The 26,408-nt window shown below is 62.7% G+C and carries 21 protein-coding genes and 1 riboswitch; of the genes, 14 read left to right on the top strand and 7 right to left on the bottom strand.

Features of this window, described 5'->3' with window-relative positions; genetic code table 11:
- Positions 1 to 106 precede the first annotated feature (106 nt).
- The 3 genes from msbA (at position 107) to H045_RS23295 (ending at position 4,386) form a co-directional block, all read left to right on the top strand.
- On the top strand, positions 107 to 1,912 hold the full coding sequence (msbA, locus tag H045_RS23285) for a lipid A export permease/ATP-binding protein MsbA (protein ID WP_003237182.1): 1,806 nt from the start codon (positions 107 to 109) through the stop codon (positions 1,910 to 1,912).
- Positions 1,913 to 2,039: 127 nt separating this feature from the next.
- Positions 2,040 to 3,464 (top strand): bifunctional D-glycero-beta-D-manno-heptose-7-phosphate kinase/D-glycero-beta-D-manno-heptose 1-phosphate adenylyltransferase HldE, encoded by a 1,425-nt coding sequence (gene hldE, locus H045_RS23290; protein ID WP_003237179.1) that lies wholly within the window; start codon positions 2,040 to 2,042, stop codon positions 3,462 to 3,464.
- Positions 3,457 to 4,386, top strand: a complete 930-nt coding sequence (locus H045_RS23295) for an NAD-dependent epimerase/dehydratase family protein (protein ID WP_003237177.1) — start codon at positions 3,457 to 3,459, stop codon at positions 4,384 to 4,386. Before hldE ends, H045_RS23295 begins: the two co-directional genes overlap by 8 nt.
- A 475-nt stretch (positions 4,387 to 4,861) precedes the next feature.
- Here H045_RS23295 and H045_RS23300 read toward each other — a convergent pair whose 3' ends face one another.
- Genes H045_RS23300 through H045_RS23315 form a run of 4 tightly spaced genes read right to left on the bottom strand, consistent with a single transcriptional unit; the run spans position 4,862 to position 8,229 of the window.
- Positions 4,862 to 5,812, bottom strand: coding sequence for a hypothetical protein (locus H045_RS23300; RefSeq protein WP_003236303.1), 951 nt, complete (start codon positions 5,810 to 5,812; stop codon positions 4,862 to 4,864).
- Positions 5,813 to 5,853: 41 nt separating this feature from the next.
- Positions 5,854 to 6,666, bottom strand: coding sequence for an aldo/keto reductase (locus H045_RS23305; protein WP_015373615.1), 813 nt, complete (start codon positions 6,664 to 6,666; stop codon positions 5,854 to 5,856).
- Positions 6,663 to 7,838 (bottom strand): NAD(P)/FAD-dependent oxidoreductase, encoded by a 1,176-nt coding sequence (locus tag H045_RS23310; RefSeq protein WP_015373616.1) that lies wholly within the window; start codon positions 7,836 to 7,838, stop codon positions 6,663 to 6,665. Before H045_RS23310 ends, H045_RS23305 begins: the two co-directional genes overlap by 4 nt.
- Positions 7,839 to 7,893: 55 nt before the next feature.
- On the bottom strand, positions 7,894 to 8,229 hold the full coding sequence (locus H045_RS23315; protein ID WP_003236297.1) for a DMT family transporter: 336 nt from the start codon (positions 8,227 to 8,229) through the stop codon (positions 7,894 to 7,896).
- Positions 8,230 to 8,310: 81 nt separating this feature from the next.
- Here H045_RS23315 and waaA point away from each other — a divergent pair, with 81 nt between their 5' ends.
- Positions 8,311 to 9,585, top strand: a complete 1,275-nt coding sequence (waaA, locus tag H045_RS23320) for a lipid IV(A) 3-deoxy-D-manno-octulosonic acid transferase (RefSeq protein ID WP_015373617.1) — start codon at positions 8,311 to 8,313, stop codon at positions 9,583 to 9,585.
- A gap of 30 nt (positions 9,586 to 9,615) precedes the next feature.
- Here waaA and H045_RS23325 read toward each other — a convergent pair whose 3' ends face one another.
- Positions 9,616 to 11,055, bottom strand: coding sequence for a TolC family outer membrane protein (locus H045_RS23325; RefSeq protein ID WP_015373618.1), 1,440 nt, complete (start codon positions 11,053 to 11,055; stop codon positions 9,616 to 9,618).
- Positions 11,056 to 11,250: 195 nt separating this feature from the next.
- Positions 11,251 to 11,356, top strand: a riboswitch (TPP riboswitch).
- A 148-nt stretch (positions 11,357 to 11,504) separates the two neighbouring features.
- Between H045_RS23325 and thiC the strand changes: the two genes are divergently transcribed.
- A complete protein-coding gene (thiC, locus tag H045_RS23330) occupies positions 11,505 to 13,409 on the top strand; it encodes a phosphomethylpyrimidine synthase ThiC (RefSeq protein WP_003236291.1) in 1,905 nt (634 codons plus the stop codon).
- Positions 13,410 to 13,538: 129 nt separating this feature from the next.
- Positions 13,539 to 14,828 (top strand): putative hydroxymethylpyrimidine transporter CytX, encoded by a 1,290-nt coding sequence (cytX, locus tag H045_RS23335; protein ID WP_041931565.1) that lies wholly within the window; start codon positions 13,539 to 13,541, stop codon positions 14,826 to 14,828.
- Here the strand turns inward: cytX and H045_RS23340 are convergent.
- Entirely contained in the window at positions 14,797 to 15,543 is a 747-nt protein-coding gene (locus tag H045_RS23340) for an RsiV family protein (protein ID WP_015373620.1), read from the bottom strand. The two genes, cytX and H045_RS23340, sit on opposite strands and share 32 nt — an antisense overlap.
- A gap of 193 nt (positions 15,544 to 15,736) precedes the next feature.
- On the opposite strand from H045_RS23340, the gene H045_RS23345 reads away from it, so the two are divergent.
- The 8 genes from H045_RS23345 to H045_RS23380 all read left to right on the top strand — a co-directional run bounded on the left by H045_RS23345 (position 15,737) and on the right by H045_RS23380 (position 24,556).
- On the top strand, positions 15,737 to 16,354 hold the full coding sequence (locus tag H045_RS23345) for an NUDIX domain-containing protein (RefSeq protein WP_003236285.1): 618 nt from the start codon (positions 15,737 to 15,739) through the stop codon (positions 16,352 to 16,354).
- The gene (locus H045_RS23350) at positions 16,345 to 16,794 is read left to right on the top strand and encodes a DUF1249 domain-containing protein (RefSeq protein ID WP_003171323.1); all 450 of its coding nucleotides are present in this window, start codon (positions 16,345 to 16,347) and stop codon (positions 16,792 to 16,794) included. Before H045_RS23345 ends, H045_RS23350 begins: the two co-directional genes overlap by 10 nt.
- Before the next feature lie 60 nt (positions 16,795 to 16,854).
- The gene (gene cpdA / locus H045_RS23355; protein WP_003236283.1) at positions 16,855 to 17,667 is read left to right on the top strand and encodes a 3',5'-cyclic-AMP phosphodiesterase; all 813 of its coding nucleotides are present in this window, start codon (positions 16,855 to 16,857) and stop codon (positions 17,665 to 17,667) included.
- Positions 17,668 to 17,781: 114 nt separating this feature from the next.
- Positions 17,782 to 18,390, top strand: coding sequence for a YqiA/YcfP family alpha/beta fold hydrolase (locus H045_RS23360; RefSeq protein ID WP_003236281.1), 609 nt, complete (start codon positions 17,782 to 17,784; stop codon positions 18,388 to 18,390).
- A 44-nt stretch (positions 18,391 to 18,434) separates the two neighbouring features.
- Positions 18,435 to 20,339 (top strand): DNA topoisomerase IV subunit B, encoded by a 1,905-nt coding sequence (gene parE, locus H045_RS23365; RefSeq protein ID WP_003236280.1) that lies wholly within the window; start codon positions 18,435 to 18,437, stop codon positions 20,337 to 20,339.
- Positions 20,339 to 21,334 carry an esterase-like activity of phytase family protein gene (locus tag H045_RS23370; RefSeq protein ID WP_015373621.1) on the top strand — a complete coding sequence of 332 codons (996 nt, stop codon included), beginning with the start codon at positions 20,339 to 20,341 and terminating at the stop codon, positions 21,332 to 21,334. Before parE ends, H045_RS23370 begins: the two co-directional genes overlap by 1 nt.
- Positions 21,335 to 21,407: 73 nt before the next feature.
- The gene (parC, locus tag H045_RS23375) at positions 21,408 to 23,672 is read left to right on the top strand and encodes a DNA topoisomerase IV subunit A (RefSeq protein ID WP_003236276.1); all 2,265 of its coding nucleotides are present in this window, start codon (positions 21,408 to 21,410) and stop codon (positions 23,670 to 23,672) included.
- A gap of 176 nt (positions 23,673 to 23,848) precedes the next feature.
- Positions 23,849 to 24,556, top strand: coding sequence for a PqiC family protein (locus H045_RS23380; protein WP_081602915.1), 708 nt, complete (start codon positions 23,849 to 23,851; stop codon positions 24,554 to 24,556).
- 207 nt (positions 24,557 to 24,763) lie between these two features.
- Here the strand turns inward: H045_RS23380 and H045_RS23385 are convergent, their stop codons facing one another.
- A complete protein-coding gene (locus H045_RS23385; protein ID WP_015373623.1) occupies positions 24,764 to 26,296 on the bottom strand; it encodes an AhpA/YtjB family protein in 1,533 nt (510 codons plus the stop codon).
- Positions 26,297 to 26,408 lie beyond the last annotated feature (112 nt).

Below are 26,408 nucleotides of genomic sequence, written 5' to 3' on the forward strand. Positions count from 1 at the left end.
TCGGATGTCGTCGGTAGCAGGCGCGGGGCGCGCGGGTCATGCCGGGTGCAAGTACAACAGAGAAGCTGTGCTAAAGTCAGCCTCCTTTTTCAAAACGCCGCGTGTTATGACCGATTCCAGTCCGAGCGCAAGCCCTTCGAGCTTGAAAATATACTTCCGTCTACTCAGCTACGTCAGGCCCTACGCGGGACTGTTTGCACTGAGTATTCTCGGATTTCTGATTTTCGCGTCGACCCAGCCGATGCTGGGGTACATCCTCAAGTACTTCGTCGACGGCCTGTCCAACCCCGAAGCAGTGCTGTTCCCCAGCGTACCGTTCCTGCGCGACCTGCAGTTGCTGCAGGCCGTGCCGCTGCTGATCATCCTGATCGCGGCGTGGCAGGGCCTGGGTTCGTTCCTGGGCAACTACCTGCTGGCCAAGGTGTCCCTGGGCCTGGTCCATGACCTGCGGGTACAGCTGTTCAACAACCTGCTGACCCTGCCCAACCGTTATTTCGACAATCACAACTCAGGGCACCTGATTTCCCGCATCACCTTCAACGTGACCATGGTCACGGGGGCTGCCACCGATGCGATCAAGGTGGTGATCCGCGAAGGCATGACGGTGATTTTCCTGTTTGCCTCGCTGCTCTACATGAACTGGCGCCTGACGCTGGTGATGATCGCCATCCTGCCGCTGATCGCGGTGATGGTGAGCACGGCCAGCAAGAAATTTCGCAAGCAGAGCAAGAAGATCCAGGTGGCCATGGGCGACGTCACCCACGTGGCCTCGGAAACCATCCAGGGCTACCGTGTGGTGCGCAGCTTCGGCGGCGAAGTCTACGAGGAGAAGCGCTTCCTCAAGGCCAGCCAGAGCAACACCGACAAGCAGTTGCGCATGACCCGCACCGGCGCCATCTACACCCCGGCCCTGCAACTGGTGATCTACACCGCCATGGCCGTGTTGATGTTCCTCGTGCTGTACCTGCGTGGTGATGCATCGGCGGGCGACATGGTGGCCTACATCACCCTGGCCGGCCTGTTGCCCAAGCCGATTCGCCAACTGTCGGAAGTCAGCTCCACCATCCAGAAGGGTGTGGCAGGCGCCGAGAGCATTTTCGAGCAGCTGGACGAAGACGTCGAAATCGACCAAGGCTCCATTGAGCGTGACAAGGTCAGCGGTCGTCTGGAAGTGCGCAACCTGAACTTCACCTACCCCGGCACCGAACGCCATGTGCTCAAGGACATCAGCTTTACCGCCGAGCCTGGGCAGATGATTGCCCTGGTCGGCCGTTCGGGCAGCGGCAAATCCACATTGGCCAGCCTGATCCCGCGTTTCTATCACCACGAAAGCGGCGAGATCCTGCTCGATGGCGTGGAGATCGAAGACTACAAGCTGCTCAACCTGCGCAAGCACATCGCGCAGGTCACCCAGCATGTGACCCTGTTCAGCGACACCGTGACCAACAATATTGCCTATGGCGACCTGGCCGGCGCGCCACGGGCAGATGTCGAGGCAGCCGCTGCGGATGCCAATGCCAAAGACTTCATCGACCAGTTGCCCAAGGGCTTCGACACCCAGGTCGGCGAAAACGGCGTGCTGCTGTCCGGTGGCCAACGCCAGCGCCTGGCGATTGCCCGGGCGCTGCTGAAAAATTCGCCGCTGCTGATTCTCGATGAGGCCACCTCGGCCCTCGACACGGAATCCGAGCGCCACATCCAGGCTGCGCTGGACAAGGTCATGCAAGGCCGCACCACCCTGGTGATCGCGCACCGCCTGTCCACCATCGAGAAGGCCGATCTGATCCTGGTGATGGACGACGGCCGCATTGTCGAGCGTGGCACTCACGGCGAGCTGCTCGTGCAGAACGGCTACTATGCCCGCCTGCATGCCATGGGCCTGGATGCGCCAGTGTCGGCCGACATCACCTGATTCGACGGGGGCACACAGGGCTGCTGTATAAGGCGTGTTTTGCTTGCGGGTGAATTCACTGCCGCACAAGCAGCCTGTAACCCTGTGCTAATATCGCGCCCCTGTTCATTTTGTAGTGGGTTGCTCCATGAAGTTGTCCATGCCGCGATTCGATCAAGCCCCTGTCTTGGTGGTCGGCGATGTCATGCTCGACCGTTACTGGCATGGCGGAACCTCACGGATTTCCCCTGAGGCGCCGGTGCCGGTGGTCAAGGTCGAGCAAATCGAAGACCGTCCGGGCGGCGCTGCCAACGTTGCCCTCAATATTGCCGCCCTCGGCGCCCCGGCCTCCCTTGTAGGCGTGACCGGCGACGACGAAGCCGCCGACAGCCTGGCCAACAGCCTGCGCGGTGCCGGGGTGCGTGCGGTGTTCCAGCGCATTGCCCATCAGCCGACCACCGTCAAACTGCGCGTGATGAGCCGTCATCAGCAATTGCTGCGTATCGATTTCGAAGAACCCTTCGCCACCGACGCCCTGGCCCTCAGCGGTCAGGTCGAGGCGCTGCTCGAGGGCATCAAGGTGCTGGTGCTCTCCGACTACGGCAAAGGCGCGTTGCAGAACCACCAGATGCTGATACAGGCCGCCAAGGCCAGGGGCATCCCGGTATTGGCCGATCCCAAGGGCAAGGACTTCTCGATCTATCGGGGCGCCAGCCTGATCACGCCGAACCTGAGCGAGTTCGAAGCCATTGTTGGCGGATGCGTCGATGAACACGACCTGGTGACCAAGGGCGCGGCGCTGATGGCCGACCTCGACCTGGGGGCCTTGCTGGTGACTCGTGGCGAGCACGGCATGACCCTGCTGCGCCCCCACCATCCGGCCATGCACTTGCCCGCGCGAGCCCGTGAAGTGTTCGACGTCACCGGCGCAGGCGACACGGTGATTTCCACCCTGGCGGCGTCCATTGCCGCCGGCGAAGAATTGCCCCACGCGGTGGCCCTGGCCAACCTGGCGGCCGGCATCGTGGTCGGTAAACTGGGTACGGCGGCGATCAGCGCACCTGAGCTGCGCCGCGCCATCCAGCGCTCCGAAGGCTCCGAGCGTGGCGTGCTGACCATCGAGCAATTGCTGCTGGCCATCGATGACGCGCGCGCGCACAACGAAAGCATCGTGTTCACCAACGGCTGTTTCGACATCCTGCACGCCGGTCACGTGACCTACCTTGAGCAGGCGCGCGCCCAGGGCGACCGTCTGATTGTTGCGGTGAACGACGATGCCTCTGTGAGCCGTCTCAAAGGCCCGGGCCGGCCGATCAATAGCGTCGACCGGCGCATGGCCGTGCTGGCCGGCCTGGGTGCGGTGGACTGGGTGATCAGCTTCTCGGAAGGCACCCCGGAAAACCTGTTGGCCCAGGTCAAGCCGGATGTGCTGGTCAAGGGCGGCGACTATTCGGTCGATCAGGTCGTGGGTGCCGATATCGTCAGTGCCTATGGCGGCAAGGTCAAAGTGCTGGGCCTGGTCGAGAACAGCTCGACCACCGCTATCGTCGAGAAGATCCGCAGCCATGAGTGACGCTTGCGTATTGATTACCGGTGGCGCGGGTTTTATCGGCTCGCATCTGGTCGACGCGTTGCTCGCCAAGGGCTACGCGGTGCGGGTGCTGGATAATCTGTCCACCGGCAAACGCAGCAACCTGCCGCTGGACAACCCACGGTTGCAACTGCTGGAAGGCGATGTGGCCGACGCCGAGCAGGTCGCCCAGGCCGCCGTTGGCGTAAGCGCTGTGGTGCACCTGGCCGCAGTGGCCTCGGTGCAGGCGTCGGTGGACGACCCGGTGGGCACGCACCAGAGCAATTTTGTCGGCACGCTGAATGTCTGCGAAGCCATGCGCAAGGCCGGGGTGAAGCGCGTGGTGTTTGCCTCCAGCGCGGCGGTGTACGGCAACAACGGCGAGGGTGCTTCGATTGACGAAGAGACCACCAAGGCGCCGCTGACGCCCTATGCCTCGGACAAGCTGGCCGGTGAACATTACTTTGACTTCTACCGCCGCCAGCATGGCCTGGAGCCGGTGATCTTCCGTTTCTTCAACGTGTTCGGGCCGCGCCAGGATCCGTCATCGCCGTACTCCGGGGTGATCAGTATCTTCAGCGAACGCGCGCAAACGGGCGCGCCGATTGCCGTGTTTGGCGATGGCGAGCAAACCCGTGATTTCATGTACGTGGAAGACCTGGTGGATGTGCTGGTGCAGGCCATCGAAGCGCCGCAAGCGCCGTTGGGTGCGATAAACGTGGGATGGAACCGCACCACCACGCTCAAGCAGGTGTTGCAGGCGCTTGAGCAGGTGGTGGGCACGTTGCCGACAGTCACCTATGGCCCCGCGCGCTCCGGGGACATTCGCCATTCTCGAGCGAATAACCAGCGGTTGCTGGCCAGCTTCAAACTGCCCGAACCGACCCCGCTCAAGGTGGGCCTGGAGCGCTTGCTCAACGCCTGACCGCAATCCCTGTGGCCAGCGGGCTTGTTGTGGCGAGCGGGCTTGCCCCGCGTTGGGGTGCGAAGCGCCCCCCCAATCCAGCAAAACGCGGTGTACCTGATACGGCTCGGCGCCTGGTTGTGGGGCTGCTGCGAAGCCCAACGCAGGACAAGCCTGCTCGCCACAGCGTGATGCTCAAAGCAACGAGCGGTGCGACTTTTCATTGCCCCAACACTCGGCACCTCGCTCAGGCTCGGCCAGTGTGTTTGACGGGGCGCCTCAGATCAAAAGCAAAAGCGCGGCGGCCGTAGAGCCGACCGGTATGGGTGAGTGTGAACGCGATCAAATGTGGGAGCGGGCTTGCCCGCGAAGGCGTCGGCCCAGCAAACATTGAGTTCGACTGACCCACCGCTTCCGCGGGCAAGTCGCAGCGCCACAGAGGCGTCAGTTTGCTGGGCGAGTGCGCCAAGTCGGAGAACTGGCGGGGGCTCTCACCTTATTTTTTCTTTGGCACCATCTTGCGCAGCACTCGTTTGGCCAAGCGCTTGAGTTTGGATTCCTTTTCCGGCTCTGCCAGACCTTGCTGGCGCAGCCAGTCCTTCCAGCGAATCCGCTCGTCGCGTACCAGCCAGCCGTCCTGTTGGGCGAAGCTTTCCGCCAGGTACAGGCCCCGAGTGCTGGCCGGGGACAACTGGTCTTTTTTCAAGGTGTAGAGCTCGGCCAACGGCTGGCCGTCCTTGAGCGGCATCAGGTACAGGTCCGGGCGTTGACGGTCCAGGCGCGCGACCAGTTGATCGCCTTCCAGGCGCTCGTCCACATGGAACAGGCTCAGGGACTTGGCCTCCTTGGGCACTTCCAGGCGCAGGTCGTAGATCAATTGCAGCGAGGCCGTGGGCAAGTGCACATAGGCCCGTGGGCGCTCGATCAGCTGCATGGTCGCGCAGCGCACCGGGCGGGCCGCGCCGGACAGCGGGCTCAAGCGGAACGGCAGCGCTTCGCGATAGTGCAGGGCGGCGGAGTAGGGCGCCGGCAGCCAAGTGTCGTTGAAGCGTCCGCCGAGCCAGCCCTCCGGTGTTTCCAGCAGGCATTCCTCGGCGATTTCCTGGATGGCGGTGTGCAGCGGCAGGTTCAGCTCATGGGCGGGCACGTAACCTGAGATGAGCTTGAGTACCACATCGCCACGGTCCTGGCGCCGCTGGCGCACCAGCACCCAATAGTCCCTGTTTTGCCAGTGCAGCGTCAGGCGCACCGACACACCCAGGTTGGCCAGCTCCAGAGCGAAGCGCTCGGGGTCGGCCACCTCTACCGGCTTGCGCCGTTGCAGGGTCTGCGCAAAGTTGAGCGGCATGCCGACGCTCTGGTAGCTCAGGCCTTCGGGGCTGGCTTCGACGTGCAGCGGCAGGGTCTTGAAATTACTCGGGTTTTTTCTTATGAGCGTTCGCGGCATGTCGGCTCCTTCTTGCGACAGGGTCGGCCGCGTCGGCGGCATCAGAGTTGACGAATGACCTGGGCAGCGGTCGCCACGTTATGGGCCAGGTGCAGCGGATTAATGGTCCCGACAATAGCACTGGCGACGCCCGTTTGCGCAAACAACAACATGAAACTGGCACGAATTGGATCCATTCCAGGCGCAAGGCACGCATGCCCGCTGGCCAGGGCTTTTTTCACCAGAATGCCCTTGCCGTGGGTCGCGGCATAATCAATGACGGCTTTCTCGGATTGTTCGTTCAGGTTGTAAGTGACCATCGCGCAATCCCCCTGTTCCAGGGACTTGATGCCCCCTTCGACGGTTTTGCCGGAGAAACCGAAACCGCGAATCTTGCCCTCTTTTTTCAGCGCGGCCAGGGTCTCATACACTTCGCCGTCGTTGAGGATGTGCAGGTCATTGCCGTCAGAATGCACCAGCACCAGGTCGATAAAATCCGTTTCAAGGCGTTTCAGGCTGCGTTCGATGGAAAGGCGTGTGTGGGCGGCGCTGAAGTCGTGGCGGGAGGCGCCGTTCTCGAATTCTTCGCCGACCTTGCTGACAATCACCCAGTCCTTGCGCTGATCACGCAGCAGAGGCCCCAGGCGCTCCTCGCTCAAGCCATAGGCTGGCGCAGTGTCGATCAGGTTGATGCCCATCTGGCGCGCCTGGCGCAACAACATGCGCGCCTCTTCGTCATTGGGAATCTGGAAGCCGTGGGGGTACTTCACGCCCTGGTCGCGGCCGAGTTTGACGGTGCCCAGGCCGAGCGGCGAGACCAGCAGGCCGGTGCTGCCGAGGGGGCGGTGCAGGTCGTGCAGGGTTGGCAGGCTCATGGCAACAGTTGCTCCCAGGCGGGTACGCCGATGGCAGGTTTTGGCAGGGCGGGCAGCGGCTCGCCGGCGGTAGGGCGGATGCCGTCACGTTCGAGGCTGTTGATGACGCGATCAGCGAAGTCAGGCGCCAGCGCCAGTTTGGTCGGCCAGCCCACCAGCAGGCGCCCCTCTTCGGCGAGGAAAGCGTTGTCGGGGCGCACCAGGCCGGATTGCAGTGGCTCGGCACGGTCGACGCGCAGGGTGGCCCACCGGGTCTGGCTCATGTCGATCCACGGCAGCAGTTGCGAAAGCTCTTTTTGCGCCGTGGCGATCTGTTCCTGTGGGGTGCGTGTCACGCCGTCGGCCTCGGCGATATCGCCGCCCATGTACCACACCCAATTGCCGTCGGCGGCCGGGTGGGTGGTGATGGTGATGCGCGGCTTGGTGCCGCCGCCCAGGCAGTGGGCGTACAGCGGTTTAAGGCCGGGGCCTTTGGCGATGATCATGTGCAGCGGGCGTTTTTGCATGGCCGGTGCGCTCAGGCCCAGGGCCTTGAGCAGCTCGGCGGTGCCGCCGCCAGCGCTCAGCACGATGCGCTGGGCGCGGATGCGGCGGCCATCCACCGTCAGGCCCACCAGCGCATTGCCTTCCAGCAGCGGCTCAACGCGTTGCCCGGCAAGCAGACCGTCACCGGCCAGTTGCGCCAGACGTTCGATCAGGCTGGGCACGTCGACGACCAGTTCCGCCAGGCGATAGACCTTGCCCTTGAAGCGGCGGTCCTGCAGGGCCGGTGGCAACGCGTCGCCCTTGACCTGATCGACCCGGCCGCGCACGGCCTTGCTGGCGAAAAAGCTGGTGAGGTTACCGGCCAGTGTGCCGGGGGACCACAGGTAGTGAGCCTCGGACAGCAGGCGCACGCCTGACAAATCCAGCTCGCCGCTGCCGGCCAGGGCTTCGCGCCAGCGGCGCGGCATGTCGGCAATTGCCTCGGAGGCGCCGGTCAGCGCGCCGTGCAGTGCGTATTTCGCACCGCCATGAATGATCCCCTGGGATTTCACACTCTGCCCGCCGCCCAGGGTGGCGCTTTCCACCACCACCGTGGAAAAGCCCTGGCGGCGCAGACGCGCATTCAGCCAGAGGCCGGCAACCCCGGCGCCGACAATCAGGACGTCGGTGGAAATATCGGATGGCATGGGCGACCTCAGTGTTCAAGACAAGGGGCGCAGTATACAGGCTGTTGCGTGGCGGTCAGTGCCCGGCGGTTTTCGAGAACAGCTGGATCACCACCACGCCCAGCACAATCAAGCCCATCCCCAGCATCGCCGGCACATCGAGCTTCTGCCCGTAGATAAACAACGCGGCGATGCTCACCATCACAATGCCCATTCCGGCCCACACGGCATACGCCACGCCCACCGGCACCGTGCGCACCACCAGGGTGAGCATCCAGAACGCCACGCCATACCCCACGATCACCAGCAGCAGCGGGATCGGCGTACTCCAGCCCTTGATGGCTTTCATGGACACGGTGGCGATCACTTCCGAGCAGATGGCGATAGCCAGGTAGTAATAGGCGGGATTCATGGGGCAGTCCTCGGCGTGCGGCGTTATCAGGATGGGCATTCTATAGGCTGACTATTGAAAAAGCCGATAAACTCCGCCGCCATGAATAGAACTCTCTACAGCTGTCTGTTTTACCTGGCGCTGCCGTTGGTGGCTTTACGTCTGTGGCTGCGTGCACGCAAGGCACCGGCCTATGCACAGCGCGTGGGCGAGCGGTTTTCCCTCGGCTTGCCGGCGATGCAGCCCGGCGGGATCTGGGTGCATGCCGTGTCGGTGGGCGAAAGCATTGCCGCAGCGCCCATGGTTCGTGGGCTGCTGGAGCGTTATCCGCAGTTGCCGATCACAGTCACCTGCATGACGCCGACCGGTTCCGAGCGTATCCAGGCGCTGTTTGCCAATGAGCCGCGCATCCAGCATTGCTACCTGCCCTATGACGTGCCGTGCGCGGCAAAGCGCTTTCTTGATCGCGTGCAGCCCAGGCTCGCTGTCATCATGGAAACCGAATTGTGGCCCAACCATATCCACGCCTGCGCCCGGCGCGGCATTCCGGTGGCGTTGGCCAATGCGCGACTGTCGGCGCGTTCGGCCAAGGGCTACGCCCGGTTTGCCAGACTCACCGCGCCGATGCTGGCCGAGATGAGCCTGTTGGCCGTGCAGACGCACACCGAAGCCGAACGCTTCCGACGCCTGGGCGCGCGAGCGGATACGGTGCAGGTCACCGGCTCGATCAAGTTCGACCTGAGCATCGACCCGCAATTGCCGGCACGCGCTGCGGCCCTGCGTGGACAATGGGGCGCCACGCAGCGCCCGGTATGGATCGCCGCCAGCACCCACGAAGGCGAGGATGCGGTGGTACTCGCGGCTCATCGTCAGTTGCTCGAGAGCTATCCCAATGCGCTGCTGATTCTGGTGCCGCGCCATCAGGAACGCTTTGGCCCGATGTTCGAGCTGTGCGAGCAGCAGGGTTTTGCCACGGTGCGCCGGTCCAGCGACGAGCCCGTCACGGCGCAAACCGCCGTATTGCTCGGCGATACCATGGGCGAGCTGCTGTTTCTCTATGCATTGGCCGACAGCGCTTTTGTCGGCGGCAGCCTGGTAGCGACCGGCGGGCATAATCCGCTTGAACCGGCGGCGTTGGGGTTGCCGGTGATCATGGGACCGCACCTGTTCAACTTTCTGGAGATCAGCGCGATGATGCGCGAGGCCGGGGCGTTGCGTGAGGTGGATGATGCAGAGGGGCTGGCCGAGGCTGTGCGGCAGTTGTTCGAGTTGCCGCAGGATGCCCGCCGCATGGCGCAGGCGGGGCTCAAGGTGATGCAGGCCAACCAGGGCGCGTTGCAGCGTTTGCTGGATGGCCTTGGCCGGCTGATCAACTGACACAGCACCGATAAAACTGTGGGAGGGTTGTCAGGACCCGGGGCGGGCCTTGAGCTGTTCGGCGGCGGCTTTGGCCAGGTCCGGTGGCAGGAAGTCGCGATCCGGGTTGTAGTCGGCCTTGAGGTAACGGGTCAGGTCCTGAAGGTCACCTGGGTTCAAGGTGCCGGCTGCCTGCTTCAATCGCAGATTGTCGAGAATGTAGTCATAGCGGCTGTTGTTGTAGTTGCGCACCGACGCATAGAGCTGGCGCTGCGAGTCCAGCACGTCGACGATATTGCGCGTCCCCACCTGGTAACCGATTTCCGTGGCTTCCACCGCGCTCTGGTTGGAGATGATCGACTGGCGGCGCGCCTGCACCTGCTCCACATCGGTGTTCACCGCGCGGTGCAGGTTGCGGGTGTTTTCCACCACCTGGCGGCGCAGGCCTTCGCGCTGTTGTTCGGACTGGTCCAGGCGCGAGTAGGACTCGCGTACCTGCGAACTGGTAAGGCCGCCGCTGTAGAGCGGGATATTCAGGCGCAGGCCGACGGTGCGCTGGGACACGTCGCCGCCGTAAGGAATAGGCAATTGGTTCGGATTGCTGAAGCCTAGCGCGTCGTTGTCACCTTTTTCGTACTGCGCCACCGCATCGAGCGTGGGCAAGTGGCCGGCCTTGCGCTGGCGCAGGGTTTCTTCGGCGGCGGTGACGGCGTAGTTGCTGGCCAGCAGGTTGAGGTTCTGACGGCCGGCGGTTTCGACCCAGGCCTTGGCGTCGTTTGGCACTGGCGGCAACACCGGCAGGCTGTGGACGATGCCCTGGATGGCGTTGTACTGGCGGTTGGTGAGGGTGATCAGCGCCTCGAAGGCATCGTCCACCTGGCGCTGGGCGAGGATGCGGTTGGCGCGCGCGGTGTCGTAGCTGGCCTGGGATTGCAACACGTCGGTCTTGTCCGACAGGCCCACGTCGAAGCGCTCGTTGGACTGGTCCAACTGACGCTTGAAGGCATTTTCTTCGGCTTTGGTCGAGGCCAGGTTGTCCTGGGCGCGCAGCACCGCGAAGTAGCTTTCGGCGCTTTGCAGAATCAGGTTCTGCTCGGTTGCCGAGAGTTGCAGCGAGGCCTGCTCGTTGACCGCATGGGCGGCCTGCAGCTGGAACCAGCGGTCGGCGCGAAACAGTGGCTGGCTCAACGTCGCGCGCCAGGAGTGGGCATCACGGTTGACAGTGGCCGCTGGCTGGTCGATCTGGGTGCGCACATTGTTGCTGTCGGCGCCGGCCGAGAGGTTGGGCAGCAAGCCGGCGCGGGCCTGGGGCACCACTTCCTTTTGCGCGCCATATTGAGCGCGAGCGGCGGCCAGGTCGGCGTTGTTGTTCATCGCCTCCTGGTAGACGCTGACCAGATCGGTATTGACGGACAAGGGCGCTTCAGCTGCCCAGACCAGTCCGTTGGTCGCACAAGACACGGCAAGGGCCAGTGAGAGTTTGCGCAGCATGAGGCGATCCCTGAATTAATATTACGCTGATAATTAATCGCCCAAGGCTACGGTGGCGCTTTTAGAGCGTCAAGCCTTGAGGCCGCTCTGGAGTGTAGTGGCGCGACCTCGGCACAACAATCCTGCAATTACGCCATTCATCACGCTTGATCCACCGTTATTGGCAATTTGCCCACGCCATGGTCTAGACTGGCCACGTTCTTGTCGGGGTGCCTTGTTGGAAGGCTGAGATCGGTAAATACCGGATCCCGTTGAACCTGATCAGGTTAACGCCTGCGTAGGGAACAAGATTTCTCGTCACCCGGCGAGTCCTCTTGTGCTTCGTCCGGGATGCTGTTCGACCATCGAACGCCCTCGTGCACAAAGCACAGCACTGCCATCAGTGCGTCCATCCGTCCCAGGTTCGCTCCGACAACAATCCACCGCCTGGATAAGTTGGAGAGCCCGTGATGAGCACCGAACTAAAAAGCCAAAAATCAAAAAATGCCGTGCACCTGAGTGAATCGGCCAAGGTCGACTCCGGCTCCGTGCAGCCGTTTACCCGCTCGCAAAAGATCTACGTGCAGGGCTCGCGCCCCGATATCCGCGTGCCCATGCGCCAGATCAGCCTGGACGTGACGCCCACCGAATTCGGCGGCGAAATCAACGCACCGGTGGTGGTCTACGACACGTCCGGCCCTTACACCGACCCCACTGTCATCATCGACGTGCGCAAAGGGCTGGCCGACGTGCGCTCGCCGTGGATCGAAGAACGTGGCGACACCGAGCGCCTGAGCTGCCTGAGTTCACGCTATGGCCAGGAGCGCCTGGATAACCCGGAGCTTGCCTACCTGCGCTTCGCCCACCTGCAGAACCCGCGCCGCGCCAAGGCCGGCGCCAACGTCAGCCAGATGCACTACGCGCGCAAAGGCATCATCACGCCGGAGATGGAATACGTCGCCATCCGCGAAAACATGAAGCTCGAAGAAGCTCGCGCGGCCGGACTGCTCAAGCAGCAGCACGCCGGGCACAGCTTTGGCGCGAGCATTCCGAAGATCATCACCCCTGAGTTCGTGCGCGAGGAAATCGCCCGCGGCCGCGCGATCATCCCGGCCAACATCAACCACACCGAACTGGAACCGATGATCATCGGCCGTAACTTCCTGGTGAAGATCAACGGCAATATCGGCAACAGCGCCCTCGGCTCGTCCATCGAGGAAGAAGTGGCGAAGATGACCTGGGGCATTCGCTGGGGTTCGGACAACATCATGGACTTGTCCACCGGCAAGCATATTCACGAAACCCGCGAGTGGATCATCCGCAACTCGCCGGTGCCGATCGGCACCGTACCGATCTATCAGGCCCTGGAAAAAGTCGACGGCATGGCCGAGGAGCTGACCTGGGAGCTGTTCCGCGACACCCTGATCGAACAGGCCGAGCAGGGCGTCGATTACTTCACCATCCACGCCGGCGTGCTGCTGCGCTATGTGCCGCTGACCGCCAACCGGGTCACCGGCATCGTCAGCCGGGGCGGGGCGATCATGGCCAAGTGGTGCCTGGCGCACCACAAGGAAAACTTCGCCTACACGCACTTCGAAGAAATCTGCGAAATCATGAAGGCCTACGACGTCAGCTTCTCCCTGGGCGACGGCCTGCGCCCGGGCTCGGTGGCCGACGCCAACGACGCCGCGCAATTCGGCGAGTTGGAAACCCTCGGCGAGCTGACCAAAATCGCCTGGAAGCACGACGTGCAAACCATGATCGAAGGCCCCGGCCATGTGCCGATGCAGCTGATCAAGGAGAACATGGACAAACAGCTTGAATGCTGCGACGAGGCACCGTTTTACACCCTGGGCCCGTTGACCACCGACATTGCGCCGGGCTACGACCACATCACGTCCGGCATCGGCGCGGCGATGATCGGCTGGTTCGGCTGCGCCATGCTCTGCTACGTCACGCCCAAGGAACACCTGGGCCTGCCGAACAAGGATGACGTGAAAACCGGAATCATCACTTACAAGATCGCGGCGCACGCTGCGGATTTGGCCAAGGGCCATCCGGGCGCGCAGATTCGCGACAACGCGTTGAGCAAGGCGCGCTTCGAGTTTCGCTGGGAAGACCAGTTCAACCTCGGCCTGGACCCGGACACCGCGCGGGCCTTCCATGACGAGACCTTGCCCAAGGAATCGGCCAAGGTCGCGCACTTCTGCTCGATGTGTGGACCGAAGTTCTGCTCGATGAAGGTGACCCACGAAGTGCGCGAGTACGCGGCCAACCAACGCATTGAAGCGGTGGATGTGGACGTGGCCAAAGGGTTGGCGGAGCAGGCGCAGCGGTTCAAACAGGAAGGCAGTCAGCTGTATAAAAAGGTCTGATTGGGATTGTAGGTGTCTGTACCGGCCTCTTCGCGAGCCCGCTCCCACATTTGAAATGCATTCCAAATGTGGGAGCGGGCTCGCGAAAGCAGTCTTTCTAACAACCAGTGCCCCTCAGAGATAACACCCTTGGACATACAACCGAGTACTTACTCCCCGGATAACGCGGTGCCGAGCGACAACCGCGTCTTCGGTGCCCGCGACCTGTTTTCCCTGTGGTTCTCCCTCGGCATCGGCCTGATGGTCCTGCAGACCGGCGCCTTATTGGCGCCTGGCCTGGGCCTGTCGGGCTCATTGTTGGCGATCTTCCTCGGCACACTGGTCGGCGTGTTGCTGCTGGCCGCGGTCGGTGTGATCGGCAGCGACACCGGCCTGTCTGCGATGGCCGCGCTCAAGCTCAGCCTTGGCAGCAGGGGGGCGAGTCTGCCGGCGCTGCTCAATCTGTTGCAGTTGATCGGCTGGGGCTCCTTCGAAATCATCGTGATGCGCGACGCCGCCAGCCTGCTGGGCACGCGGGCATTCAGCGACGGCAGTGTGTTGGCCAACCCGCTGCTGTGGACCCTGTTCTTCGGCGGTCTGGCGACGTTGCTGGCGGTGAGCGGCCCGTTGACCTTCGTGCGCCAGATCCTGCGCAAGTGGGGTATCTGGCTGCTGCTCGGCGCCTGCCTGTGGCTGACCTGGAACCTGTTTGCCAAGGCCGATCTTGCCGCACTCTGGGCTCGGCCTGGTGACGGCTCGCTGCCGTTTGCGGTGGGCTTTGATATCGCCATCGCCATGCCGTTGTCCTGGCTGCCGTTGATTGCCGATTACTCACGCTTCGGCAAACGCGCGAAGAGCGTATTCGGTGGCACGGCGCTGGGGTTCTTTATCGGCAATGTCTGGCTGATGAGCCTGGGCGTGGCCTACACCCTGGCGTTCGCGCCGAGCGGTGAGGTGAATGCCTTGCTGTTGGCGCTGGCCGGGGCGGGTCTTGGCATTCCGCTGCTGCTGATCCTGTTGGACGAGTCGGAAAACGCGTTTGCCGATATTCACTCGGCGGCGGTGTCCAGCGCGATGCTGGTGCGCTTGAAGGTCGAACACCTGGCGCTGGCCATCGGGGTGGTCTGCACCTTGATCGCCTGCGTTGCGCCGTTGGCCCAGTACCAGAACTTCCTGCTGCTGATCGGCTCGGTGTTTGCGCCGCTGTTTGGCGTGGTGCTGGTGGATCATTTCATCCTGCGCCGTCGCGGCCAGGGGGTGGTTGTCGGGCTGCGCTGGCCGGCATTGGTGGCCTGGCTGGGGGGTATCGCCACTTACCACCTGCTGGCCAACCTGTATCCGGACATCGGCGCGACCCTGCCGGCGCTGGTGCTGGCAGGGTCGTTGCAGTTTGTCCTGGCTCGCGCCTTCAGCGGCGCGCAGGCACCAGCTCAGGCTTGAGGATGCCTTCCAGGCGCGAGTAGGGGATCTGCAACTCGACGTGGCCCAAGGCGTACGGCGCGATGGTGCTGGTGGGGTACTTGAGGATCACACCGCCGTAGGTCAGCGCCACGTTCGGGGTTTTCTGGAAGGGATACTTCTTCACGAACTCCGGCTCCAGGCTCAGGCGGGTGCTGATCAGCCAGCTGTTGTGCGCCACCTGGGCAGCTTTCCAGAAGGCCTCTTCCTTGCCGGGCAACAGCATGTCGGTGAGCGAGAGGGCCTTTTGCTGCTGGCGCGAATAGTTGATGAAGGCGCGGCCGGGCTCACCGTGGGTGGCACCCTGGTCCAGGTAGCTGGACAGTTCGATGATCACCAAGCCGTCATGCTGCTCGCGTACCTTGGCCTGCAAGTACATGCTGTTGCGCGGGGCGGCGGTCTTCAGGAACTGCTCGCGATAAGTGTCCAGGCTGGTCGGCAGCGGGTCGCTGGCGTTGGTTTGAGCCATCTCCAGCAGGCGCTGTTCGATCAGCGCGTCCAGCTTGGGCTCCTTGGCGAAATGTACGGTGTCGATATTCACCAGTGGGCAATCGGCGCTGGCGCACCCCGGCTTGCTTTGCTCGCTGGCGTCGCGGGTGGCTTCAAGAGGCGTGCGCCACGCGGGTTGGAACAGGCTCTGGCAGGCGCCGAGGGTCAATGCGATACACGCCACGGAGGCGATTTTCAAGAGCGACATGTATGGTCTTCTTCCGTCGATAAGAGCGAAATTCGTGGAGCTTCGACTACCGGCAAGGCAGTCAGTTCGCCACTAAGCTGATTAGAGTGAGTTTGACGCCAGCCGTCTATCCCGGCAACTGGAAAGGGGCTGCATCCGAGGGCAGGAGCGCGTTAGGATGGCGCCCATTGCGCAGGCTTATCGAGGATGGGACATGACGGATATTGCGAAATCGACGCCGAGCACAATCGAAATCGTTCAGCGCGACAATGCTTATAAAGGCTTCTACAAACTCGACCGCGTGCAACTGCGCCACGAAAAATTCGATGGCGGCATGAGCCGAGTGATCAACCGCGAGGTGTTCGTGCGTCACGACGCAGTCTGCGTGCTGCCCTACGACCCGCAACGCGATGAAGTGGTGTTGATCGAGCAGTTCCGCGTCGGCGCCATGGGGCGCACCGATAACCCGTGGCTGGTGGAAATGGTCGCCGGGCTGATCGACAAGGACGAAGAGCCGGAGGAGGTTGCACACCGCGAAGCCGAGGAGGAAGCTGGGCTGACGTTCTCCGCGCTGTGGCCGATCACCAAATATTTTCCGTCGCCCGGTGGCAGTACCGAATTTGTGCACCTGTTCCTGGGTCGTTGCGACAGCGCGGGGGCCGGCGGCGTCCATGGATTGGAAGAAGAGGCAGAAGATATCCGCGTCACGGTGTGGGCGTTCGAAGATGCCCTGCAAGCCGTGCGCGACGGCAGAATTTCCAACGCAGCCAGCATTATCGCCCTGCAGTGGCTCGCGCTTAACCGCGCGGAAGTGAGGGGGTTATGGCAGTAAAGGCACGGGAACGCTATCGCGTTGACCTGATCGGGCTGCAAGCGGCCTGCGAGGCCAACTATGCGCGGCTGATGCGCCTGCTTCCCGACATGCGCCACGCCCCCGAGGCGCGGCGCATCGGGGTGACCCATGGCGACCAGATGCTCGGCGTGCTGGCCCTGGAAGTCATCGTCAACTGCCCCTACACCACCACCCTGCGGGTGCGCCAGGAGCACAGCCTGCCGTGGCTGCCGGTGCCGCAACTGGAAGTGCAGGTGTATCACGATGCGCGCATGGCCGAAGTGATCAGTGCCGAACATGCGCGGCGTTTTCGCAGCATCTATCCCTACCCGAATGTGTTCATGCACCAGCCCGATGAGAAAGCACAGCTCAATGTGTTCCTCGGCGAATGGTTGAGCCATTGCCTGGCCCTGGGCCATGAGTTCGAAGTGGTGCGCTAGACCGCGCTTGAGCATAATCGACACCCATCTTCATTTACCGTGATTGCCAGGGAGAGCGCCTTGCCCCGCGTACCCACTGTGAACCCTGACGCTGCCTTGCTGGTGCAGTTGTCCGACAGCCATCTGTTTGCCGAGGGCGATGCCACCCTGCTGGGCATGAATACCCGTGACAGCCTGCACCGGGTGGTTGCCCTCGTGCGTGAGCAGCAGCCCTGTGTCGATCTGGTGTTGGCCACGGGAGATTTGTCCCAGGACGGCACGCTGGCGTCGTATCAGCAGTTTCGCGAGATGACCGCGCCGCTTGGCGCACCGACGCGCTGGATTCCCGGAAACCACGATGAACCGCAGGTCATGAGCGTGGCCGCCGTCAACAGCGACCTGCTGGAACCGGTAGTCGATGTCGGCAACTGGCGCATCACTCTGCTCGATTCCGCCGTGCCCGGCTCGGTGCCGGGCTACCTGGAGGACCAGCAACTGCAACTGCTGGCCCAGGCCTTGAGCGAGGCGCCTGATCAATATCATCTGGTGTGTTTTCACCATCATCCGGTGCCCATCGGCTGCGCGTGGATGGAGCCCATTGGTTTGCGCAATCCGGAAGCATTGTTTGCCGTGCTCGATCGCTTTCCCCAGGTCAGGGCGGTGCTGTGGGGGCATGTGCATCAGGAGATCGATCAAGTGCGCAACGGCGTGCGTCTGCTGGCATCGCCGTCCACCTGCATCCAGTTCGCGCCGGGCAGCGAGGATTTTGCGGTCAGCGAGCAGGCGCCGGGCTACCGTTGGCTGCGCCTGCATGCCGACGGGCGGTTGGAGACCGGGGTGGAGCGTGTCCCAGACTTTGCTTTTACGGTCGATTACGGCAGCAACGGCTATTAAAAGCTGCAAACACCAAACAAATGTGGGAGGGGGCTGGCTCCCGACATTCGATCCTCGTTTGCCCATATTCCCTGTAAACTGCGCCTCTTTGGCTGAGTCACGGAGAGCCCCGGCATGTCCGCTTCGATCTTGTATATCCACGGTTTCAACAGCGCGCCGGTTTCCAACAAGGCCAGCCAGCTGACGACCGTGATGGACAGCCTTGGCCTGGCCGACCAATTGCGCGTGCCGGCCCTGCATCACCATCCGCGCAAGGCGATTCCTCAATTGGAAGAGGCCATTGCGCAACTGGGGCGGCCATTGCTGGTCGGCAGCTCACTCGGCGGCTACTATGCAACCCATCTCGCGCAGCGCCATGGCCTCAAGGCGCTGCTGGTCAACCCTGCGGTCAGCCCTCATCGGATGTTCGACGGTTACCTGGGCACCCAGAAGAACCTCTATACCGATGAAACCTGGGAACTGACCCACGACCACGTCACGGCGCTGGCCGAACTGGAAGTGCCGGCGCCCCAGGACGCCGCGCGTTATCAGGTGTGGTTGCAGACCGGAGATGAAACCCTGGATTATCGCCTCGCCCAGCAGTACTACCGTGCCTGTGCCTTGCGCATCCAGGCCGGCGGCGACCATGGTTACCAGGGCTTTGCCCGACAATTGCCAGCCTTGCTCAGCTTTGCCGGCATTGGCGCAGATCAGTATCAATCCTTCGATTTCAGCGCATTGTGAAATCCCAGGGTACTTTTTAATCGCAAGACTCTAGACGAGACCCCATGGCCACTCCCAGCGCTAGCTCTTATAACGCAGACGCCATCGAAGTCCTCTCGGGCCTCGACCCGGTGCGCAAACGCCCCGGCATGTACACCGACACCAGTCGGCCGAACCATCTCGCCCAGGAAGTCATCGACAACAGCGTCGACGAAGCCTTGGCCGGGCACGCCAAATCGGTGCATGTGATTCTCCACGCTGACCATTCCCTTGAAGTGTCCGATGACGGCCGCGGCATGCCGGTGGACATTCACCCGGAAGAGGGCGTATCGGGCGTCGAGCTGATCCTCACCAAGCTGCACGCCGGCGGCAAGTTCTCCAACAAGAACTACCAGTTCTCCGGCGGCCTGCACGGCGTGGGTATTTCGGTGGTCAACGCCCTGTCCACGCAGGTCAGGGTCAAGGTCAAGCGTGACGGCAACGAGTACGAGATGACCTTTGCCGATGGCTACAAGGCCACCGACCTGCAAGTGGTCGGCACTGTCGGCAAGCGCAACACCGGCACCAGCGTGTACTTCGCGCCGGACCCCAAATACTTCGATTCGCCGAAATTTTCCATCAGTCGCCTCAAACACGTGCTCAAGGCCAAGGCCGTGCTGTGTCCGGGCCTGCTGGTCATCTTTGAAGACAAAGGCACCGGCGAAAAAGTCGAGTGGCATTACGAGGACGGCCTGCGTTCCTACCTCGAAGACTCCGTCAGCGACTTCGAACGTCTGCCCAACGAGCCATTCTGCGGCAGCCTGGCGGGTAATAAAGAAGCCGTCGACTGGGCGCTGCTGTGGCTGCCCGAAGGCGGCGACAGTGTGCAGGAAAGCTACGTCAACCTGATCCCCACGGCCCAGGGCGGCACCCACGTCAACGGGTTGCGTCAGGGTTTGCTGGATGCCATGCGCGAATTCTGCGAATACCGCAGTCTGCTGCCGCGCGGTGTGAAGCTGGCGCCGGAAGACGTGTGGGAGCGCATCGCATTCGTGCTGTCGATGAAAATGCAGGAGCCGCAGTTCTCCGGCCAGACCAAAGAGCGCCTGTCGTCCCGCGAGGCGGCGGCGTTTGTCTCCGGTGTGGTCAAGGACGCCTTCAGCCTGTGGCTCAATGCGCATCCGGAGCTGGGCCTGGCCCTGGCCGAACTGGCGATCAACAACGCCGGCCGTCGCCTCAAGGCGAGCAAGAAGGTCGAGCGCAAGCGCATCACCCAGGGCCCGGCACTGCCTGGCAAACTGGCCGACTGCGCCGGGCAGGACCCGATGCGCTCCGAGCTGTTCCTGGTCGAGGGTGACTCTGCCGGCGGTTCCGCCAAGCAGGCGCGGGACAAGGAGTTTCAGGCGATCCTGCCGTTGCGCGGCAAGATCCTCAACACTTGGGAAGTCGATGGCAGCGAAGTCCTGGCCAGCCAGGAAGTGCACAACATCGCCGTGGCCATCGGCGTTGACCCCGGCGCGGCGGACATGAGCCAGCTGCGCTACGGCAAGATCTGCATCCTCGCCGACGCCGACTCCGACGGCTTGCACATCGCCACCCTGCTGTGCGCGCTGTTCGTGCAGCACTTCCGTCCGTTGGTGGATGCCGGCCACGTTTACGTCGCCATGCCGCCGCTGTACCGCATTGACCTGGGCAAGGAGATTTTCTACGCCCTGGACGAAGCCGAGCGTGACGGCATCCTCGACCGCCTGGTGGCCGAGAAGAAACGCGGCAAGCCACAGGTCACGCGATTCAAGGGCCTGGGCGAAATGAACCCGCCGCAATTGCGCGAAACCACCATGGACCCCAACACCCGGCGCCTGGTGCAGTTGACCCTGGAAGATTTCGCCGGCACGTCGGAAATGATGGACATGCTGCTGGCCAAGAAACGCGCGCCGGATCGCAAAGCCTGGCTGGAATCCAAAGGCAACCTGGCCGAGGTGTTGGGCTGATGCGTACAGGCATCGCCCTGGCGATCCTGATGGTGAGCGCTCTGGTGGCCACCGACACAGTGGCCGCTCCCGTGGCGGAGCTCAAGCTGGTGTCCGAGCACGCCGTGGACGGCATGCGTGGCGGTAACCTGTCGGGCCTGGCGCTGTGCGGCAAGGATTTATGGACGGTGTCCGACCGCGACGATGAACAGATCTATCGCCTGGATATCAGCGCGCCGGTGTGGCAAGCCGAAACGGTAAAGATCGAGGTGCCACCGGTGCCCGAGTCCGGTTTGCCGTGGGGCTTGCGCTCGCGCACCACGGCGGCGTCGTTCATTCGCGGCGGCGACCTGGATTTTGAAGGCATCAGCTGCGATGCCGCAGGTAACCGCTACATCGTCAGCGAAGCCCATGCGGCGGTGCTGCAGGTGCCGGTGGACGGCGCGCCGCAGTGGCTGCAGATCGCCCCGCGCATGGTGCGCGAAGCACGGGCCAGCGGCATGTTGCTGCACTTCAATGCGCTGTTTGAAGGCCTGGCGGTAAACCCCGAGGGCAACCAGATCTGGCTCGCCGCCGAGCGCGAGCGGCGCGGGCTGATTTCCATCAAGCGCCCGCACAGCCTGTGGGATTGTGACGGTGCCTGCGTGTTGCTCAGCGAAGCCGGCCAGGAAGTTCAGCCGGCCCAGTTCACCAATGCGAAGGCTGTGTCGAGGGATTTTGCCGACCTGGCATTGTTCAAGGGCAAGCTGTTCACCCTTGAGCGTAATGCCTTCCAGATTTGCCGGCGTGACCCGGTCACGGCCAAGGTCGAGCTGTGCTGGTCGTTTGCCGACGAAACCCTCAAGCCTGAGCGGCGTTACGCCCAGCCCTATGGCCTGGCCGAAGCCCTGGTGATTGACGAAGACGGTGCCTGGTTGGGCATCGACAACAACTTCGGCGCGCGCGCCGATGGTGAAAAACGCCCGGTGGTCTACCGTTTTGCCGCCCCGGCCGGTGGCTGGAGTGCACAGCCATGAACCACCAAACACTTGAATTGACCCGGCGCAGTGGTCTTGCCACCGCGCGTTACCAAACCATGATGAGGCCCGCATGAGTGACATCCTCGCAGACAGCTTAGATGGCGTAGAACGCCGATCGCTGGCTGACTTCACCGAAAATGCCTACCTCAACTACTCCATGTACGTGATCATGGACCGGGCCTTGCCGCATATCGGCGACGGCCTCAAGCCCGTGCAGCGGCGCATCATCTACGCCATGAGTGAGTTGGGCCTGGACGCCGATTCCAAGCACAAGAAGTCGGCGCGTACCGTCGGTGACGTGCTCGGCAAGTTCCACCCCCACGGCGACTCGGCGTGCTATGAAGCGATGGTGTTGATGGCCCAGCCATTCAGCTACCGCTACACGCTGGTGGACGGGCAGGGCAACTGGGGTGCGCCGGATGATCCCAAGTCCTTCGCGGCCATGCGTTATACCGAAGCGCGCTTGTCGCGTTATTCCGAAGTGCTGCTCAGCGAGTTGGGCCAGGGCACGGCGAACTGGGGGCCGAACTTTGACGGCACCCTCGACGAGCCGCTGGTGTTGCCGGCACGTTTGCCGAATATCCTGCTCAATGGCACCACCGGCATCGCGGTCGGCATGGCCACTGACGTGCCGCCGCACAACCTGCGCGAAGTCGCCACCGCGTGCGTGCGCCTGCTCGACGAGCCCAAAGCCACGGTTGAGCAGCTGTGCGAGCATATCCAGGGCCCGGACTACCCGACCGAAGCGGAAATCATCACGCCGCGCGCCGACCTGCTGAAAATGTACGAGACCGGCAAGGGCTCTGTACGCATGCGCGCCGTGTACCACATCGAAGATGGCGACATTATTGTCACCGCGCTGCCGCATCAGGTCTCCGGGGCCAAGGTGCTGGAGCAGATTGCCGCGCTGATGCAGGCCAAGCCGTCGAAACTGCCGCAGGTGGCCGACCTGCGTGACGAGTCCGACCACGAAAACCCCTGCCGCATCGTGATCATCCCGACCAACAGCAGGGTCGACCACGAAGTGTTGATGCAGCATCTGTTCGCCAGCACCGACCTGGAGTCCAGCTACCGGGTCAACGTCAACATCATCGGCCTGGACGGCAAGCCGCAGCTGAAGAACCTGCGCAACCTGCTGGTGGAGTGGCTGGAGTTCCGCATCCAGACCGTGCGCCGCCGTCTGCAATTTCGCCTGGACAAGGTCGAGCGTCGCCTGCACCTGTTGGACGGTTTGCTGATTGCCTACCTCAACCTGGATGAAGTGATCCATATCATCCGTACCGCCGAGCACCCGAAAGCCGAGCTGATCGCGCGTTTCGAACTGAGCGAGATCCAGGCCGACTACATCCTCGACACCCGCTTGCGCCAGTTGGCGCGTCTGGAAGAAATGAAGCTGCGCGACGAACAGGATGCGCTGCTCAAGGAACAGGCCAAACTGCAAGCGCTGCTGGGCAGCGAAGCCAAGCTCAAGAAGCTGGTGCGCAGCGAGCTGATCAAGGACGCCGAAACCTATGGCGACGACCGCCGTTCGCCGATTGTCGAGCGCGCCGAGGCCAAAGCCCTGACAGAAACCGAGCTGTTGCCTAACGAGAAAATTACCGTCGTTCTGTCGGAAAAGGGTTGGGTTCGTTCGGCCAAGGGTCATGATATCGACGCGACCGGCCTGTCCTACAAGGCTGGCGATGGCTTCAAGACCGCTGCGGCCGGGCGGTCGAACCAGTTTGCGGTGTTTATCGACTCAACGGGACGCAGTTATTCGGTGCCGGCCCACACCTTGCCGTCTGCACGCGGGCAGGGTGAGCCGCTGACCGGGCGTCTGACGCCGCCGCCGGGGGCGAGTTTCGAGTGCGTGCTGCTGCCCGATGATGACTCGCTGTACGTGATCGCATCCGATGCCGGCTACGGTTTCGTGGTCAAGGGTGAAGACCTGCAGGCCAAGAACAAGGCGGGCAAGGCGCTGTTGAGCCTGCCGAACAACGCCAAGGTGATTCTGCCGCGTCCGGTGGACAATCGCGACAGCAACTGGCTGGCGTCGGTGACCACCGAGGGGCGTCTGTTGGTGTTCAAGATCAGCGATCTGCCGCAGTTGGGCAAAGGCAAGGGCAACAAGATCATTGGTATTCCAGGGGAGCGGGTGGCCAGTCGCGAAGAGTACGTAACCGACATCGCGGTAATCCCTGAAGGTTCTACCCTGGTGCTCCAGGCGGGCAAGCGCACGTTGTCGCTGCGCCCTGACGACCTTGAACACTACAAGGGGGAGCGGGGTCGCCGTGGCAACAAATTGCCACGTGGCTTCCAGCGTGTGGATGCTTTACTCGTGGAAACACCCGTTTAACGCGGTTTAGAGCCCTTGATCTAGGATTTAAGCGGTAGATCGGTGCTTTGGCGCTGGAGTCATGGCGCATATTCACGGATGATATGGCCTTTCCAGCGCCGGCGTGGCCGAGCGTGTTTAGGTTATTTTTAGTATTACATTGTGGTTCGCCTAGTGGCCGCCACCTGGATGGGATGATGACTGCTCCACGCCTTCCTCTATTTTTGATGCTCGCTGGCCTGTTGGGGCTGGCGGGTTGCAGCACGCACCAACCGGTGTCGCTGTACCAGCTGGACAGCGGAAGTCCGGCTCAGCCCGCACAAGCTGCTGGCATGGCTGTATTACTGGGTCCGGTGGTGGTTGCCGACTACCTGCAACGCGAGACCCTGCTGCAACGTCAGAACGACGGCAGCCTGCAAGGTTCCCTGGATGGTCGTTGGGCAGGCAGCCTGTCGTCCGACATCAACCAGTTGATGCTGCGCCAGGTGGCCGGTCATCTTGACAGCCAGCGCGTGGTGCTGGCGCCTGCGCCTACCGGCTTTACCCCGGATGTGCAGGTGCTGTTGACCATTACCCGGCTTGACTCCGGCGAATCGCAGCCGGCGATCCTCGATGCGCAGTGGCGCTTGATCGACCGCCGCGGTCAGGTGCGCGATAACCGTATCGTGCATCTGCAGGAACAACACGCTGGCACCACCGCGTCCCAGGTCCAGGCTCAGGGCGTGTTGTTGCAGCAATTGGCGCAGCAGTTGTCGGTGGCCCTCAAGCCGTTGGCCAACCAGCCGCCGATTGCCGAAGCCATGCGCAGGCAGGCCCCGGCGCAGGCCAAGCCGGCCGCACCGGAAAAGCCGAAGATGCCGATGGCCACGCCGATTCGTACGGATATGGAAGTGTTCAGGTTCTGAGCCAACACCTCTCCAACAAAAAGGCCCGCTGAGTAAGCGGGCCTTTTGTTTGGCGAAGATTAAAGTTGGGTTGTAGATCACATGTGGGAGCGGGCTTGCTCGCGAACGCGGTGTCGCAGTCGCCTTGTGTATTGACTGTCACACCGCCTTCGCGAGCAAGCCCGCTCCCACAAAAGTCCCACTCTTTAGTGAACGCTGCCGTGTGGCTCAGGGCTTGTTGCGGGTCTCGTGCATTCGCGCCAATTGACGTTCCAGCATCGATGGGTACGGCTCCATCAACCGCTCCACGCAGCTGGCGCCCTCAGGGCTGGCGATCGGGCGAATGCGCGCGCGCTGGCGGATCAGCCCGTCTTCACTGATCTTGCGTTCCACCAGCAGCAGGTTGCGGCTGTGTTGAGACAGTGCCAGCGCATCCTGAGCGATTTCGGTCAGCAGCAGGTCGATCTGGCTCATGCCGAACAGATCGTCGCCGACGGTCAGGCCCAGCTGCAATTGCAGGGTGATGCCACTGTCGGCCACTTCGATCTGCAGTTCATGCCCCAGGGCGCGCAGCAGCTCACCGCAGCAAATGGCATTGGTCAGGTAGTCTTCGCCGCTGTCTTCGCTGTGGAACAGCATCAGCGTGCTGCCGTCGTTCAGGGTGTGCAGCTCGCTTTGGTACAGCGATGCGGCCTGGTCGAGGCAGTCGCGGTAGCGTTCCAGCAGTTCGGTCAGGCGCGCTCGGGGCAGGCGACGCAGCTGCTCCTGGGAGCCCAGTTGTACGGCGAGAACGGCGCTGTGCTGCGGCTCGATGTTTTTCACCACTGCCGCTTTTGGCGCCACCGCAGGGTTGGCAGCCGAGGTGTCGCGCAGATCGGCGAACGGGTCTTCGTCGTCCAGTTCGTCTTCCTGGGCCCGGATTACCTGGCGCGGTGCGGGCTTGGCGCTGGCGACCGGGGCGCCTTCGTCAAAGCCGGGGTCGCGCAGGTCACGGACTTCAAACTCGGGTTCGTCGTCGTAATCGGTGTCGTCGTACTCGGGCTCGGGTTCAACCTCGGGCACCACCGGCTCCGGCGCAAAGCTGGCGTGAAGCTGGCGCGCAAGGTCGCCGATCTCATCCTGGCGGTCGGTGGCCGGGGTGTGCTCGTCGATATCGCGCAGCCAGATGCGCAGTTGCATCAATGGCGTGGAGATGTGCCGCCCCAGACGCAGGCTCAAGGCCAACGCCAGTGCCAGCAGAATCGCGCTGAGGATGCCCATGCTTTGCAGGCTGATGGTCATCGGCTGCTGGAATTGCTGCATGTCCAGGCTGATGCGAAGCTGGCCGGCCTTCACGTCCTGAAACGTGATATTGCTCTGGTACAGGCCTTCGGCTTCGCCGAGCAGGCCGTTCTTCGGGCGCTGCCCGGCTTCGGCCATGATCCGGTTGTCCACGCTGTAAATGGCCGCGTGGGCCACCAGCGGGTTTTTGGTCAGGTTATTGAGCAGCACGTTGAGGCTGAGGATGTCATTGGACACCAACAGCTCGGTCGCCGAGGTGGCGGTCTGGGTCGTCAGGCTCTCGCCCAGGGCGTCAGCCTGCTCGTGCATGGCCTGCTTGAACTGCAAGCCCATCACGCAGGCGTAGATCACCAGAGCCAGGGCGACCAGGATCACGTTATGGCTGGCGATGCGTAATGCTATCGGTACACGGCGATGACGCAGTGCACGGAAGATCAGCAGGAAGAAGTTATCGGTTTTTACTGGCGTGGGCCGGTTCACTTGCGCTCGGCTCTTGGTCCGTGAAGTTGACGCGCAGTATAGCGACAGGCCCTGTACCGGCAAAGCGCTCGCTGTGCCCGATGGTCACTGAAAGTGGGTAGAATGCGGTTTT

Source organism: Pseudomonas poae RE*1-1-14 (assembly GCF_000336465.1).
In the GTDB taxonomy this organism is placed as follows: domain Bacteria; phylum Pseudomonadota; class Gammaproteobacteria; order Pseudomonadales; family Pseudomonadaceae; genus Aquipseudomonas; species Aquipseudomonas poae.